The sequence below is a fragment of the Erwinia mallotivora genome, assembly GCF_000590885.1.
GTDB classification, from domain to species: domain Bacteria; phylum Pseudomonadota; class Gammaproteobacteria; order Enterobacterales; family Enterobacteriaceae; genus Erwinia; species Erwinia mallotivora.
The window spans coordinates 1-15,845 of sequence record NZ_JFHN01000013.1; the positions used below are offsets into that span (position 1 = coordinate 1).

General features: G+C 50.9%; 12 protein-coding genes and 1 pseudogene. 8 read left to right on the forward strand and 5 right to left on the reverse strand.

Going from position 1 to position 15,845, the window contains the following annotated elements; all coding sequences use genetic code 11:
• Positions 1–183: hypothetical protein (locus BG55_RS23105; protein WP_071994954.1), on the forward strand; the 183-nt coding region annotated here is incomplete at its 5' end.
• A pseudogene (locus BG55_RS21600) lies at positions 167–523 on the forward strand (aldose epimerase family protein); the annotation flags it as partial. The gene BG55_RS23105 and the pseudogene BG55_RS21600, both read left to right, overlap by 17 nt.
• A gap of 38 nt (positions 524–561) precedes the next feature.
• Here BG55_RS21600 and BG55_RS00665 read toward each other — a convergent pair.
• From BG55_RS00665 to BG55_RS00675, 3 genes are all read right to left on the reverse strand, one after another.
• Complete coding sequence (locus BG55_RS00665) at positions 562–1,785, reverse strand: MFS transporter (RefSeq protein ID WP_034933096.1); 1,224 nt, start codon at positions 1,783–1,785, stop codon at positions 562–564.
• Between the two features lie 230 nt (positions 1,786–2,015).
• The gene (locus tag BG55_RS00670; RefSeq protein WP_034933100.1) at positions 2,016–2,864 is read right to left on the reverse strand and encodes an aldo/keto reductase; all 849 of its coding nucleotides are present in this window, start codon (positions 2,862–2,864) and stop codon (positions 2,016–2,018) included.
• A gap of 85 nt (positions 2,865–2,949) precedes the next feature.
• Positions 2,950–3,699: a MipA/OmpV family protein gene (locus BG55_RS00675; RefSeq protein WP_034933104.1), complete on the reverse strand. Its 750-nt coding sequence runs from the start codon at positions 3,697–3,699 to the stop codon at positions 2,950–2,952.
• A 425-nt stretch (positions 3,700–4,124) separates the two neighbouring features.
• On the opposite strand from BG55_RS00675, the gene yeaG reads away from it, so the two are divergent.
• From yeaG to BG55_RS00705, 6 genes are all read left to right on the forward strand, one after another.
• The gene (gene yeaG, locus BG55_RS00680; RefSeq protein ID WP_034933107.1) at positions 4,125–6,059 is read left to right on the forward strand and encodes a protein kinase YeaG; all 1,935 of its coding nucleotides are present in this window, start codon (positions 4,125–4,127) and stop codon (positions 6,057–6,059) included.
• A 71-nt stretch (positions 6,060–6,130) separates the two neighbouring features.
• Entirely contained in the window at positions 6,131–7,405 is a 1,275-nt protein-coding gene (locus tag BG55_RS00685; protein WP_034933110.1) for a YeaH/YhbH family protein, read from the forward strand.
• A 414-nt stretch (positions 7,406–7,819) separates the two neighbouring features.
• A complete protein-coding gene (locus tag BG55_RS00690) occupies positions 7,820–9,547 on the forward strand; it encodes a potassium/proton antiporter (protein WP_034933115.1) in 1,728 nt (575 codons plus the stop codon).
• A 77-nt stretch (positions 9,548–9,624) separates the two neighbouring features.
• Positions 9,625–9,858, forward strand: a complete 234-nt coding sequence (locus BG55_RS00695; protein WP_034933118.1) for a DUF1480 family protein — start codon at positions 9,625–9,627, stop codon at positions 9,856–9,858.
• Positions 9,859–10,245: 387 nt separating this feature from the next.
• Positions 10,246–11,712 (forward strand): undecaprenyl-phosphate galactose phosphotransferase WbaP, encoded by a 1,467-nt coding sequence (gene wbaP / locus BG55_RS00700; protein ID WP_034933123.1) that lies wholly within the window; start codon positions 10,246–10,248, stop codon positions 11,710–11,712.
• A gap of 122 nt (positions 11,713–11,834) precedes the next feature.
• Positions 11,835–13,031 (forward strand): multidrug effflux MFS transporter, encoded by a 1,197-nt coding sequence (locus BG55_RS00705; RefSeq protein ID WP_034933126.1) that lies wholly within the window; start codon positions 11,835–11,837, stop codon positions 13,029–13,031.
• Here the strand turns inward: BG55_RS00705 and dadX are convergent.
• Both dadX and BG55_RS00715 read right to left on the reverse strand, forming a co-directional pair.
• Entirely contained in the window at positions 13,028–14,098 is a 1,071-nt protein-coding gene (gene dadX, locus BG55_RS00710; protein ID WP_034933130.1) for a catabolic alanine racemase DadX, read from the reverse strand. The two genes, BG55_RS00705 and dadX, sit on opposite strands and share 4 nt — an antisense overlap.
• A 29-nt stretch (positions 14,099–14,127) precedes the next feature.
• Positions 14,128–15,411, reverse strand: a complete 1,284-nt coding sequence (locus BG55_RS00715) for a D-amino acid dehydrogenase (protein ID WP_034933247.1) — start codon at positions 15,409–15,411, stop codon at positions 14,128–14,130.
• Positions 15,412–15,845: the final 434 nt, after the last annotated feature.

The window sequence follows — 15,845 nt, forward strand, 5'->3', positions numbered from 1 at the left end:
ATCACGTGTTCGCTGAATCGCTTTTTGCATCAGGCGTCGTTCGCCACGGGGTATTGGTGCTATGATCGGCATCGCTCAGTCCGGTTGGTGATTTGTTTTGATTTGGCGATTGATCAGATCGCACAATCCGGGCTGAGTTCCCTTAAAGTGATCTACTATTCCGCGCAGCTATTTAGGACCTGATTTTATTGATAAAGTTAACAACGGCAATGCCGGGCATTCTGTTGACGGTAAGCAAACCTATCCTCATCGTATTGACCGTATTTACACCCAGCCGGAAGACTGTAGCCTGATCGGTGATAAAACTGGCAACCGTATGCTGGAAGTTTATCATCATCATCAAAGTGACGTTGTCACCTGGAATCCGGGTCCTGAACTTTCACAAAGCATGGCGGATATGGCAGATGATGGATACAAAACGATGGTTTGTGTCGAAACAGCTCATGTCTCCTCACCAATGAAAAGCACCGCTGAATCACCAGCACGACTGTCGGCAACAATCAGAATACGCAAAGGCAAATAACCAGGAGATAAACAGCGGGCAGTGTTTTACCCGCTGAATCAGGACTTTGCTTCTCCCTCTCTGGTCAGCAACCTTATTGCCGGGACTAAACTGGTTGCCAGTGTGGCAACCAGAACGGCAACCGCTGAGATTACCAACACCGTTTTATTACCGAGCTGCAAAGCCAGTGGGCCAGCAGCCAGTTCACCCAGTGGGATGGCGATAAAAGAGCCCATCGCATCCCAGGCGCAAATACGGGCAAGCTTGTCAGCGGGAATACGGGTTTGCAGATAATGGGCCCACACCACACCAAACTGACCAAAACCCACCCCGGCAAGAAAAAAGGCCCCGCACAACAAAAAAGATGATGCCGGGATACTTAACAACAGCATTGGCAGGGCGCAAAGTGCAATCAGCATGACGCCTGCCTGCATATCACGGCGCGGACGCCAGCGTAATGCCAGACATGAACCCGCTATCAGCCCACCACTTTGTGCGGCAACCATTACGCCCCACACCGTCCTGCCAAAAGAAGCATCAGCTATAACCGGGCCAAGCACCATCACAATGCCGCTAAAGGCGACGTTGACCACGGCAAACTGAGCAACAACCGACCATACCCAGGTGTGAGCAATAAACGTCTTCCAGCCTTCGCGAAGTTCATACAGCATATTACGCTGCAAAGTCGCCACCCGTTGTTTGCCCACCCTGATCAACAACCACAGCGGCGTGGCGGCAGCAAAGCCCAGAGCGTCCACTGCCAACCCCCAACCTGGCCCAACGGCCCCGATCAGCATTCCGCCCAGTGAAGCGCCGGTAATGGTTCCGACGTATATTCCCAATTGAATAAATGCATTGGCCTGCCTGAGTTTCTGGCCAGGCACAGTCAGAGGCACCATTGCGCCAGAGGCCGGTAAAGCCATACCCGCTGCTGCACCGTTAATCATCCCCAGAATGATCAACTCACCGATCGTTGCGACGTGCTCCAGCACCAGCCAGGCGCACAGGCCCTGAGAAAGCGCAGCAATAACAGAAGCACTAAAAAGAAGGCGAGTACGTGAATAGCGATCTGCCAGTACACCGCCAGGCAGAAGAAACAGCACATTTATCAGTGAACGTGATGCCACCACAATACCCAGATCTCCGGCATTTCCCCCCATATCCAGTACGGCAAAAGCCAGGGCTATCGGGGCGATACCATTACCTGTCACGGTGAGGAGGCGGGCAAAAAACAGGTGTCTGAAGGCGGCATAGCTGAACAGGTGCTGGCGGGAAGCACTCACTGAGTTCTCTCCCTGACATTAGCTGCTGACAGGTTGTGTGCGATGGCATTATCAATGCCGGATATCCGGAGCATATTTTTGGTGGATGCGTAAGAGCGGATAAGCTGCGGTTTATTCATTCCTCGTCCCTGGAAAATTATCATTTCAATACGCCAACCCGGCATCAGAGCCCGTCCGTTGACGGTGAATCACACTGCACTCTGCCCGCAAAAAAACGAGCTGACCGGCACCTAAACCATATCCAGCGGCATTTTACGTTCTGGCGGCGGATAAGCCAGATTGATTTTTGTCAGATCTTCACTACTTAATACCACATTCAGCGCTGCGGCATTTTCGACTACATGAGCAACTGAGCTGGCTTTAGGAATGGCTATCACACCCTCCTGACGGATAACCCATGCCAGCAGCAACTGGGCCACGCTGATGCCCTTTTGCTGTGCCAGCTCACACAACACCGGCGCATCCATCAGATCACGACGCAATCTGCCCCCCTGGGCTAGCGGGCAATAGGCCATCACCGGGATCCCACGTTGCTGACAGTCGGGAAGGAGATCATGTTCGATACCACGAGAACCCAGATGGTAAAGCACCTGATTAGCATCACAGCCATCTCCCCCATCTTCAGCCAGCAGGTCGGCAAGGTCATCACTGTCAAAGTTCGACACTCCCCAACGCAGAATTTTGCCAGACTGCTTTAATGATGCCATCGCGGTAAGCGTTTCCTCCAACGGCACGTTACCGCGCCAGTGCAACAGATAGAGATCGAGATAATCGGTTTTCAGTCGGCGCAGGCTGCGTTCGCAGGCCTCAATGGCGTCCACGGCACCTGCATTCCACGGATAAACTTTGGAAACCAGCCATGCTTTATCCCTGCGCCCTTTCAGCGCTTCACCCACTACGGCTTCTGCCTCACCATCAGCATACATTTCTGCGGTGTCAATCAGCCTCAGTCCTGTATCCAGTCCTGCCTGAAGCGCTGCAATTTCCTGCTTGCGTCGGCTGGCATCCTCACCCATGTACCAGGTTCCCTGACCAATAGCCGGTAAAATGGCCCCTGAACTGAACGCTATATTTTTCATTACCTACTCCTGCTGCACCTGTTTATTTCACCACCTCTATGCAAAAGGGCGCTCAGCGCCCTTTTTTAGTGCATTGACGGTGATATCAGAACGTGTAGCTTACCCCCGTCCATACTGATACCAGAGAATCTTTATTGACCATCGGGCTGTCTTTCACCTCACTGGCCAGTCGGGTATAGCGCCCGGAGAGGGTCGCGTTCCAGTTTGATGACAGTGACCATGCCGCGGTCAGTTCAAGATAGGGATTCCAGCTGTCATCCGCATCGTAGCTGGCCAGCCCACTGCGCCGGGACTCCTGCTTCGATATACCGTAATAGTAATTGTTCTGGCGATCGCTGCTGTAGACCAGACCAAGGCCGGGCGTCAGACTGAACTCTCCCAACTGGAAGCGATAAAGATAAGCCAGATCCCATTGATAGCCGTCACTGTTACCCAGCATATCGGCTGCTAAGGTCGTGCGTATGATCCCCCACTCTGCCAGATGCCGGTAATCCAGGCCTCCCATCATCGTCATGTGGCGGTTATCAAGTTTCTTGAGCTGTTTATTGTAAGTGTGATCGGTATCAAAACTTTGCGGCGAGCCCATAATGGTCAGCGACAGCTGATCCTGCTGGTCTTTCCACAAATAATATCCCGCCTGTACGGTACGAAAATAAAAGCTGTCTCCTTCGTAATTGATCACCGGCAATGGGAAATAGCGGCCCTTTGCTCCTTTATACGGACTCTGACTGTAAATTACCGACGCCCCGAGGCTCAATGGATTCGCCAGCGCACTGACAGAGGTAAAACTCACTGCCGAAATCGTGGCAAGCACGCTAAGTTTGAAATAGTTCACAATTAATTCATTCCATAAACATAACAATTAAGTCAGGTAGTTTAACAAACCCGACATCCCAGGCGGAAAGTTTACACGATTGTACACCGGCTGCCAGATGTCAAAGGGTGCGGTACGGGGGTTATCATCGCTTATTTACAAATATCAGCCAGCCCGCATCAGTCAAGGGCGGCGTTAAGCTGATTTATGACTTTGTTATTGAAATCTCATCGAAAAAGACAGAAGTATCAGGAAATTTCTTAGATAGCCAACTACGCTTAATTCATCGACAGTGCATTTTAAGAGAGCAGTAGCCATAAGCTTTAATTATCCCGATAAAAAATGTCAGGTTGGCATAAGGGTTGCTGTAATTCATAAGTTCCTTCAGGGGGTGAGGTTTTAAGCTCCCTGTTACCTGTGCTAAAAACGAAAGGACGGGCATCGCTATGAATATATTCGATCACTATCGTCAGCGCTATGAAGCCGCCAAGGACGAAGAGTTTACACTTCAGGAATTTCTTACCATTTGTCGGCAGGATCGTAGTGCATACGCCAATGCAGCTGAGAGACTGTTAATGGCTATTGGCGAGCCGGTAATGGTAGACACTGCTACAGAGCCACGCCTTTCCCGACTTTTCTCCAACCGTGTTGTTGCACGCTACCCTGCTTTTGAAGAGTTTTATGGCATGGAAGAGGCGATTGAACAGATCGTCTCCTACCTTAAACATGCCGCTCAGGGACTGGAGGAGAAAAAACAGATTCTCTATCTGCTGGGGCCCGTTGGTGGGGGTAAATCATCTCTGGCTGAGCGTCTGAAGTCTCTGATGCAGAGAGTGCCAATCTATGTGCTCAGCGCCGATGGCGAGCGTAGTCCTGTCAATGACCATCCTTTGTGTCTTTTCAATCCGCAGGAAGATGCCACGATCCTCGATAAAGAATATGGCGTGCCCCGCCGTTATCTCGGCACCATCATGTCCCCATGGGCCGCCAAACGCCTTCATGAATTTGGCGGAGACATTTCGCGCTTTAAAGTCGTTAAGGTATGGCCTTCAATTCTTGAACAGCTGGCAATTGCCAAGACGGAACCTGGTGATGAAAACAATCAGGACATTTCAGCACTGGTGGGTAAAGTAGACATCCGCAAGCTGGAAAACCATGCGCAAAACGATCCTGACGCCTACGGATATTCAGGCGCACTTTGCCGTGCAAACCAGGGGATTATGGAGTTTGTTGAGATGTTTAAAGCACCGATTAAAGTGCTACATCCCCTGCTGACTGCCACTCAGGAAGGAAATTATAACGGTACTGAAGGGATATCTGCCCTGCCATTTAATGGCATTATCCTGGCGCACTCTAACGAGTCAGAATGGGTCACCTTCCGTAATAACAAAAATAACGAGGCGTTTCTTGACCGTGTATATATCGTCAAAGTGCCTTACTGCCTGCGGGTATCAGAAGAGATTAAAATCTACGACAAACTTCTTGATCACAGTGAGCTGACTCATGCACCCTGTGCTCCGGGAACGCTGGAAACGCTGGCACGCTTCTCGATTCTTTCACGACTGAAAGAGCCGGAAAACTCCAGCACTTATTCCAAAATGCGGGTATATGATGGTGAAAGCCTGAAAGACACCGACCCGAAAGCAAAATCCTATCAGGAATATCGCGACTATGCCGGTGTCGATGAAGGTATGAATGGCCTGTCTACCCGCTTTGCCTTCAAAATCCTCTCCAGGGTGTTCAACTTTGATCATGCTGAAGTGGCAGCAAACCCGGTTCATCTTTTCTACGTACTCGAACAACAGATTGAGCGTGAACAGTTCCCTCAGGAACAGGCCGAGAAATATCTTGAGCATCTGAAGGGTTACCTGATCCCGAAATACGCCGAATTTATCGGTAAAGAGATTCAAACTGCTTATCTTGAGTCTTATTCTGAATATGGTCAGAATATTTTTGACCGTTACGTTACTTACGCTGACTTCTGGATCCAGGATCAGGAATACCGCGATCCGGACACCGGTCAGTTATTCGACAGAGAATCCCTGAACGCCGAGCTGGAGAAAATTGAGAAACCGGCGGGTATCAGTAATCCGAAAGACTTCCGTAATGAAATTGTCAATTTCGTATTACGCGCCCGGGCACACAATAATGGCCGCAATCCAAACTGGACCAGTTATGAAAAACTGCGCACGGTTATTGAGAAGAAAATGTTCTCAAATACTGAAGAGCTGCTGCCAGTTATTTCATTTAATGCGAAAACGTCCACGGATGAGCAGAAAAAGCATGATGATTTTGTCGATCGGATGATGGAAAAAGGCTATACCCGCAAGCAGGTTCGCCTGTTGTGTGAATGGTATCTGCGTGTTCGCAAATCATCGTGATACCAGCCTCATAAATGCTGAAGGGGTCAGGGCAACCTGACCCGGTTTGCACTGTTTTTTGGGGGAGAGTTATGGCCTATTTTATCGATCGGCGGTTAAACGGTAAAAATAAGAGCGCGGTTAATCGCCAACGCTTCCTGCGCCGCTACAAATCGCAAATTAAACAGTCGATTTCCGAGGCCATTAATAAGCGTTCGGTGACCGACATCAGCAGCGGCGAGTCCGTTTCAATTCCTGTTGATGATATTAATGAACCTGTTTTTCATCAGGCTCGCGGTGGACATCGTCACCGCGTTCATCCCGGCAATGATCACTTTGTACAAAATGATCGGGTCGAAAGACCGCAGGGCGGCGGCGGCGGCGGAAGTGGTCAGGGCAATGCCAGTCAGGATGGTGAAGGACAGGACGAATTTGTTTTTAATATTTCAAAAGACGAGTATCTCGATCTACTGTTTGAAGATCTCGCCCTACCCAACCTGAAAAAAAATCAGCACAGACAGCTCAACGAATACAAAGTCCATCGTGCAGGCTACACGGCAAACGGTGTTCCCGCCAATATCAGCGTGGTACGTTCGCTGCAAAATTCACTGGCGAGACGCACCGCCATGACCGCCGGCAAGCGACGTATGCTGCATGAACTGGAAGACGCACTGGATGCCGTTCAGAAAGCTGAACCCGCACAGCTGCTGGAGGAAGAGCGTCTTAAAAAGGAAATCGCTGAACTGCGTGCGCGAATAAAACGCGTACCCTTTATTGATACTTTCGATTTACGCTACAAGAATTTTGAAAAACGCCCGGATCCATCCAGTCAGGCGGTGATGTTCTGTCTGATGGACGTGTCAGGTTCAATGGATCAGGCAACCAAAGACATGGCAAAACGATTTTACATTTTGCTCTACCTGTTTCTCAGTCGTACCTATAAAAATGTCGATGTGGTCTACATCCGTCACCACACCCAGGCTAAAGAGGTGGATGAGCAGGAATTTTTCTACTCACAGGAAACCGGTGGCACCATTGTTTCCAGCGCACTGAAACTGATGGATGAAGTGATTAAAGAGCGTTATGACCCTGCTCAGTGGAATATTTACGCAGCGCAGGCTTCAGATGGTGATAACTGGGCAGATGATTCGCCACTGTGTCATGAGATTCTGGCAAAGAGTATTCTGCCCGTCGTGCGTTATTACAGTTACATTGAGATCACCCGGCGCGCCCACCAGACTTTGTGGCGCGAATATGAACACCTTCAGGCTATGTTTGATAATTTTGCTATCCAGCACATCCGCGAGCCGGAAGATATTTACCCTGTTTTCCGTGCGTTGTTTCACAAGCAGACCGAGAGCGCCTGATGAAATGCAGCCAGTACCAGACCGTACTGGCTGTTTATCGCGAAATCGTTATTTCAACTTCTGTTATCTCAGCTTAACCAACCGAGCGTGATGCAACGCCGCGCCCCACCCGCTTTTTACTTAACATGACCTGCCAATCATCAGAATTAAGTTTGCATAAACCCTTTCTTGATTTCTGGCCCTGAAGGGTAATAACGTCAGGCGGTTTAATTGGCTGAGCAGCCACATTTTATCGTTGTTATTCTTCTTATCACGAAACCTGACATACAGATTATGATGAGTTGGTTGATAATAAGGCCAGCAACGCAACAGATAATGAGGCAACACACGCAGCATCTGAATTTTGACTTTTAAGGTACTCTTGCAACACACTGTCAGGGCAGATGATTTAACCAAAACAGGAGAAAAAATACATTGGAAGCCAGCGCGATTTACAGTCTGTTTATTATTGGTTCAGTGCTGGTTGCAGCAAGCATTTTACTCAGTTCATTCTCATCCCGGCTCGGCATCCCTATTCTGGTTATTTTTCTCGCGCTGGGTATGCTGGCAGGGGTCGACGGTATTGGCGGTATTGCGTTTGATAATTATCCCGCAGCCTATCTGATTAGCAACCTTGCCCTCGCGGTCATCTTACTGGACGGTGGAATGCGAACTCAGGCCAGTTCTTTCAAGGTGGCACTGGGCCCGGCACTGTCACTGGCAACGGTTGGCGTATTAATCACTGCCGGACTGACTGGCATGGCGGCCGCATGGTTATTCAACCTGAACATGATGAATGGTTTTCTGGTGGGGGCGATTATTGGCTCGACGGATGCCGCCGCCGTTTTTTCTCTGCTCGGGGGCAAAGGTCTTAATGAGCGTGTAAGCGCCACGCTGGAGATTGAATCCGGCAGCAATGACCCGATGGCGGTGTTTCTGACCATCACCCTGATTGAGATGATTCAGCAAGGACAAACCGGGCTGAATGGCATGTTCGTCGTTCACCTTATTCAACAATTTGGCCTGGGTATCGTGCTGGGAATTGGCGGCGGCTGGGCTTTGTTACAGCTGATCAACCGCGTCTCACTGCCCGGAGGTCTTTATCCCCTTCTGGCCGTCAGCGGCGGAATTCTGGTCTTTGCCCTGACTACCGTGCTGGAAGGCAGCGGCATCCTCGCCGTCTATCTTTGTGGTTTCGTACTGGGTAATCGTCCAATCCGAAATCGCTACGGTATCCTGCAAACCTTTGATGGCATGGCGTGGCTGAGTCAGATTGGCATGTTTCTGGTGCTTGGCCTGTTAGTGACGCCAACCGACCTGTGGAACATCGCCCTGCCTGCCATGCTGCTGTCCGTCTGGCTGATACTGATCGCCCGCCCGCTGTCGATCCTGATTGGCCTGTTGCCATTCCGGGGTTTTAATCTGCGTGAACGACTGTTTATTAGTTGGGTTGGTCTGCGTGGTGCCGTGCCGATCATCCTGGCTGTCTTTCCGATGATGGCCGGTCTGCCACACGCCACGCTGTTCTTCAATATCGCCTTCTTTGTCGTGCTTGTCTCTCTGATGATACAGGGCACTTCGCTGGGTTTTGCCGCACGTAAAGCCAGGGTAATTGTTCCCCCCACCGCCTCCCCAATTTCCCGTGTCGGGCTGGATATTCACCCCGAAAACCCGTGGGAACAGTTCGTTTATCAGTTAGGCGCTGACAAGTGGTGCGTGGGCGCTGCGCTGCGCGATCTGCACATGCCAAGAGAAACCCGTATTGCTGCACTGTTTCGCGATAATCTGTTGCTGCATCCTACCGGCAACACGCGTTTGAAAGAGGGAGACGTACTGTGCGTTATTGGCCGCGAAAAAGATTTACCCGAACTGGGAAAACTGTTCAGCCAGTCTCCTCCGGTCGCGCTAGATCAGCGCTTTTTTGGTGACTTCATTTTGCAGGCAGATGCCCGTCTGCATGACATTTCTGAAATTTATGGTATCGAACTGGACGATGACATGAATAATCAACTGACGCTGGGCCATCTGGTTGCCGGAATGATCGGTGGTGCGCCGGTGGTGGGTGACCAGGTTGAATGGAAAAATATGATCTGGACGGTGGCTGAAAAAGAAGGAAATGAGATTAGCAGAATTGGTGTCCGGGTAACGGAAGATAAGGAATAATCCTGGAAATAATCGCTCGATCTCTGCGGAATCAACGCTACGCTTAAAGTTCATGTCTTTCCGTATGGGAGAATATCATGGGTCATATCGTGAAGATTGGTCGCTATGAAATTATTGATGCAGAGCTGGACGGGCAGGATGTGGAAACCATCAGCATCCCCTGCCATACCAACCCAGGCCTGACTTATCAGCTTGATGGATGGGATGATGAAACCAGTGTGCCAGCCTGGATTGACGGCCAGCCTGTCGATCTGGCCATTGGGCATTATGACCAGCAGCAAAATCGCTGGGTGCTGAAAAAACCTGCCTGATCTTTCAGACTCACCGATGCAGAAATTAGCTGAGGTGAGTCTGACATCTTATTGCAGTAAAAATGTTATCTTTCCGAAAAAATGACGCCATTCATCTGTTTATATTTTTCCCTCCCGCCTGTTTTTAACTATTCCGCCAAAAAGCAATTTGGAAGTTTTAGGAATTACCCGTATTAACTAAGCCAAATGTCTGCTGCATACTTGCCTCAGCTTTACGAAAAAGATCCGACGTTTAATTCAGCGCGTCGAATTTTTTAAGCGTTTGTATATAAACAAAGAAACAATAATTATCTGAAACTAAAGAGATTTACTTTAGTTCGTTTCCCCCTGAACGCGTGCTTGAACCTCGTCAGGTCACTTATTCTTTATCAAAAGAGAGCAGGCATTATGGCAAGTACTCTGGTACTGAATGATCGACGTCGTGCCTTTAGTGGCACTCGAAAAAACATTATTACCAAGGTGACATTGAGTCTGGCAGATTTGATATCAATTAACCTTGCCCTGTTTTTATCTGCGGCTACCGTGCAAGGTTTCTGGGGAAACCTGGATATCTTTATTCCACCTCAGGAAGTTAAGGTCCGTTTTATCGCGCAGTTCGTCATGTCGATTGTCTGCACGGCCTGGTTCTGGATGCGACTGCGTCACTACACTTATCGCAAACCTTTCTGGTTTGAATTAAAAGAAATAATTAAAACGCTGGTCATTTTTTCACTGTTAGACCTTGCGCTGATTGCCTTCTCAAAATGGGATTTTTCCCGCATGTTGTGGAGTTTCACCTGGGTGTATGCGCTTATCCTGGTTCCACTGCTACGCTCTTCGGTTAAACATGCCATCCTCAAAGCGGGCCAGTGGCAAAAACAGACCATTATTATTGGTTCAGGTAAAAATGCGCGTGAAGCCTACGCCGCGCTACAAAGCGAAGAACTGCTGGGTTATGAAGTAAAAGCCTTTGTTGCTTCAAACGGATATAAAGGCGCGGAAAATCTACATGGCGTGCCGGTGATCACGGCCAGAGACATTGTCTGGGACACGGTTGATCTTGAAAACACGCAGTTTATCGTGGCGATGGAGTATGAACAGCAGTCAATGCGCGATAAGTGGCTGAAGCTGCTGTCAAAAAAGAAATGCCGTTCAGTTTCAGTGGTACCTACCCTGCGTGGTGTACCGTTATACGGTACGGATATGTCATTTATCTTCAGCCATGAAGTGATGATCCTGCGGGTCAGTAACAGCCTGGCTAAACGCTCTTCCCGTATCCTCAAGCGTGCGTTCGATATCGTGGTGGCCTCGCTGCTACTGCTGGTTCTTGCCCCCGCATTTGGCCTGATTTGCTGGATGGTAGGACGCGATGGCGGTAATAAAATTTACGGACACGAACGTGTGGGCCAGGATGGCAAAAAATTCAAATGTCTGAAGTTCCGTTCGATGGTGACCAACTCGAAGGAAGTGTTGGAAGAGCTGCTGGCGACTAATGAAGAAGCCCGTGCCGAATGGGATAAAGACTTTAAGCTGAAGAACGACCCTCGTGTGACAAAAATTGGTGCATTTTTGCGTAAAACCAGTCTGGATGAGCTTCCGCAATTGTGGAACGTGTTGCGGGGTGAGATGAGCCTGGTTGGCCCGCGTCCGGTAATAGAAGCAGAGCTTGAGCGTTATGCCGGGGATGTTGATTACTATCTGATGGCTAAACCCGGGATGACCGGACTGTGGCAGGTCAGTGGCCGTAACGATATCGACTATGATACGCGTGTTTACTTCGACTCCTGGTATGTAAAAAACTGGGCACTGTGGACCGACATTGCCATTCTGTTTAAAACTGCCGGTGTGGTGCTTCGTCGCGACGGCGCTTACTGATACCACAATACGAAAGCCGTGAAGCGCACGGCTTTCGTATTCAGAGCCACATTCCCCTTTTCTTTTCCTCTGTTAATCACTAACCTGTGCGGCTCGCTTTTTAACGGACGTCGCTTCGCCTGATGCAAAAATTTACCTTACTTCTTCTTAGCCTGGTGCTACTGGCACCTTTAGGTATCGACCTCTATCTGCCCACCTTACCGGAGATTGCCCTGGGACTGGCGACACCGGTCAGTCAGATTCAGACCACTATCCCGCTGTTCCTGCTGGTAATGGGACTTGGGCAGCTGGTCGCCGGCCCCCTGGTGGATAACCTGGGGAGAAAGCCCATTGCTCTGGCCGGACTGATGCTCTATCTGCTGGGCAGTATTCTCGCCGCTACCGCGGGTGGCTGGTCACAATTCCTGATTGCCCGCCTGGTGCAGGGCTGCGCGGTCTGCTGCACAGCCGTCGTCGCTTTCAGCGGGGTACGCGATCGCCTTGATGGCGATGAGGCCGCCAGGGCGTATGGTTTCCTCAACGGTGCATTAAATATCGTCCCGGCGCTGGCTCCCATGCTGGGCGGTTTTCTGGCTGATGCGTTTGGCTGGCGGGCACCTTTCTGGTTTCTGGCTGGCTATGCCACAGTGATTGGCGTGCTGGTGATTGTTTTTCTGCCAGAAACCCGTCCGGCAGATACCGTTGCGGTGCGAGGCATCCCTCTCAGGCAATACTTTGGTATCCTTTCTCAGCCGCGTTTCCTTGCCTTTTCGCTGGCAAACGCCGGAGCGCTGGGCATGGTGCTGACCTATGTTTCACTGGCACCTCAGGTGCTGATGACCGAAGGCAAACTCAGTGCGCTGCAATTTTCGGTTGCCTTCGGGGCAAACGGATTCTGGATCATGCTGGTCAGCGTGCTGGTTAATAAAACAATCCGCAAGCTGGGACGGCCATTTTGCCTCGCCACCGGCAGCATCGCTATGGCGCTTGGGGCGGTGATGTTGATGTCAGGCGTGTGGCTGTTTCCGGCAGGCTGGCAGCAGCACTGGGCGCTGTATATGTTTCCGGTCGCCGTTGCGGTGGCCGGTCTGGCTTTTACCGTCGGTCCGGCCACCAGCTTCGCTCTGGAACCTTATCAGCAACAGGCAGGGGTAGCTTCGGCTCTGGCCGGATTCATTCAGATGGCCGGAGGGTCATCAGCAGGGCTGGTTGTGATGGCACTGCCGCTGCCAGAAAAAACCGCGCTGGCGCTGATGATGGTGGCAGGTACCCTGCTGACAGGACTGGCATGGATTTGTAGTAAAAAGGTGCGCGGCACGTTGACCGCGCTGAAACCTTAACTGACGCGAACGGGTACGCGTGGAGCCAGTGCGCACATCAGCTCATAGCCCACCGTACCAGAAGCCAGGGCAACCTCATCGATTTTCACATTATCACCCCAAAGCTCTACCGGGCTGCCAATCACAGCCTGATGGCAGGGCGTCAGATCGACGGTAATCATATCCATCGAGATCGCTCCCACCGTGCTGGTTTTCACGCCATCCACCCATACCGGTGTACCCGTTGGCGCATGGCGTGGATAACCATCCGCATAGCCACAGGCCACCACGCCAATACGCTGTTCGCCCTCTGCACGGTAGCGCCCACCATAACCCACGGCATCACCGGCTTTTAACGTCTGCACGGCAATAATCTCACTACGTAGCGTCATGGCTGGCCGTAAACCAGTGGTGGCAATGTCCTGCCATCGCCCGCTGGGAGAAGCACCATACAAAATGATACCTGGACGCACCCAGTCGCTATGCGTCTGTGGATGCCACAGGGTGGCGGCAGAGTTAGCCAGTGACCGCGGGCAGTCGAGTGCCTGTGCTGCCAGGTCGATTCTTTTCAGCGGCCCGGTGATACCGTCCGGCGAATCTGCCTCAGCAAAATGGGCCATCAGCGTCATTTCAGCGACACTGGTCAGCTCACGCAGGCGACGCCAGGCAGAATTAACCTCTGCGGGTTGAAATCCCAGTCGGTTCATGCCGCTGTTCATTTTCAGGTAAATATTGAGTGGCGCAGAGAGTTTTGCTTTTTTCAGTGCCTCAATCTGCCACTCGCTGTGAATACTGGTGGTCAGGCGGTAATGATCGAGAGCAGCCAGCTCATCTGCGTGAAAAAAACCTTCCAGTAAAAGAATCGGTTTTTTCCAGCCGCGTTCACGCAGCAGGATCGCCTCTTCCAGATTAAGCAAAGCAAACCCGTCGGTGTCCGATAAACTTTGCCATACCCGGTCAATGCCATGACCGTAAGCATTAGCTTTGACTACCGACCAGATGCGGGAATGAGGTGCAGCCTGGCGGGCAATCGCCAGGTTATGTCGCAACGCGCTGGTGTGTACAGTTGCGACAATAGGACGAGACATAACTTCTCCTGGTTCCTTAAAGACAAAAACTAACGAGCCTTACCCGTCGGCGGATTAAAACCGGGCAGATAGCGCATCACTGACAGGTCGTCTGCATCAATGGCCAACGGGTGCCCGGAGATAATATCAGAGATAAGCTGTCCGGAACCGCAGGCCATAGTCCAACCGAGCGTTCCGTGACCGGTGTTCAGATAAAGATTTTTCAGCGGCGTCCGGCCAACAATCGGCGTGCCATCCGGCGTCATAGGGCGCAATCCGGTCCAGAAAGTGGCCTGCTCAATATGGCCGCCCTGTGGGTAAAGATCACGTACCACCATTTCCAGAGTCTGGCGACGTGCCCTGCGCAGTTCCGTGTTATAACCGACAATTTCTGCCATACCGCCGACCCGAATACGATCGTCGAAACGGGTAACAGCCACCTTGTAGGTTTCATCAAGAACGGTAGAAACAGGAGCCGCCGCACTGTCTTTGATCGGCATAGTCAGTGAATAGCCTTTAAGGGGATAAACCGGAATGCTGACAATGCCATGCAGCAGGCTGGTTGACCAGGATCCACTGGCCACCACATAGGCATCCGCTTTTATCGTTTCCGCTCCGCACTTCACCCCCACGATCTGATTGCCTTCATGCAGTAAAGCATCGACCGGCGTGTTAAATCTGAAGTTCACGCCCGCCGCTGCCGCCATCTCTGCAAGGCGTTGGGTAAACAGCTGGCAATCGCCCGTTTCATCGCCAGGCAGGCGCAAACCGCCGGTTAATTTATGCTGAGTGGCAGCCAGAGCCGGTTCAGCCTCAGCCAGCTGGCTGGCCTCCAGTAACTGGTAGGGTACGCCCGCCTCTTTCAGCACGGCGATATCTTTGGTGGCGCTCTCAAACTGTTGCGTGGTACGGAACAGCTGAAGCGTACCGCCCTGACGCCCCTCGTAGGCAATCCCGGTTTCCTGACGCAGCGTCCGCAGACAATCCCGGCTGTATTCAGCAATACGCACCATGCGACTTTTGTTCAGTTGGTAGTGCTGCATGTCACAATTGCGCAGCATCTGCCACATCCACTGCAACTGAAAACGCGTTCCATCCGGGCGAACAGCCAGCGGCGCATGACGCTGAAACATCCATTTAACCGCTTTCAGTGGTACTCCCGGCGCGGCCCAGGGCGCGGAATAACCGGGAGAAATCTGACCAGCATTACCGGCACTGGTTTCCAGCGCCACGCCCGGCTGACGGTCAATAACCGTGACCTGATGCCCGGCTTTGGCAAGATACCAGGCGCTGGCGACACCCACCCCCCCACTTCCCAGAATGACAACTTGCATATTCGCTCCAATAACGCTCAAAAGAAGAATACACTACCCTGACGGCACAAAGTCAGATGATATAACCAGACCACCTCCCCCCCCTGCGCGCCGATATACTTCACCCTTTTTTTCATCCGGATGCGAATAAAAATAAGCATGACCTCATACTTCAGAGTTAAATGCTGGCTATGATTCTTTTTAAGAATCATATCATTACACAAAAGGGATTTTTTACTTTTGGCAGCAGATTGTTATCTGGTAAAAGGTTTAACTTATATACAGATTATTATTCTGCAAATAAGCCTTATTTATGCATTAAACATCGGCGATAACTTTAATTCGCCCGGTAACTCTGTTTTCTGGTTACAGATTTCAATTGTATTAGCCAGAGCAATCAGAGAGAGTGAACTATCATTGAAAGATTGGCTTTAATTCCAGCCCTGCTCCGGCAG

Excerpts from the sequence above, each read along its gene's own strand:
- BG55_RS00685 (WP_034933110.1), top strand. The coding sequence starts at position 6,131 with ATGGCCTATTTTATCGATCGGCGGTTAAACGGTAAAAATAAGAGCGCG.
- BG55_RS00705 (WP_034933126.1), top strand. The coding sequence starts at position 11,835 with ATGCAAAAATTTACCTTACTTCTTCTTAGCCTGGTGCTACTGGCACCT.
- wbaP (WP_034933123.1), top strand. The coding sequence starts at position 10,246 with ATGGCAAGTACTCTGGTACTGAATGATCGACGTCGTGCCTTTAGTGGC.
- yeaG (WP_034933107.1), top strand. The coding sequence starts at position 4,125 with ATGAATATATTCGATCACTATCGTCAGCGCTATGAAGCCGCCAAGGAC.
- dadX (WP_034933130.1), bottom strand. The coding sequence starts at position 14,098 with ATGTCTCGTCCTATTGTCGCAACTGTACACACCAGCGCGTTGCGACAT.
- BG55_RS00670 (WP_034933100.1), bottom strand. The coding sequence starts at position 2,864 with ATGAAAAATATAGCGTTCAGTTCAGGGGCCATTTTACCGGCTATTGGT.
- BG55_RS00715 (WP_034933247.1), bottom strand. The coding sequence starts at position 15,411 with ATGCAAGTTGTCATTCTGGGAAGTGGGGGGGTGGGTGTCGCCAGCGCC.
- BG55_RS00695 (WP_034933118.1), top strand. The coding sequence starts at position 9,625 with ATGGGTCATATCGTGAAGATTGGTCGCTATGAAATTATTGATGCAGAG.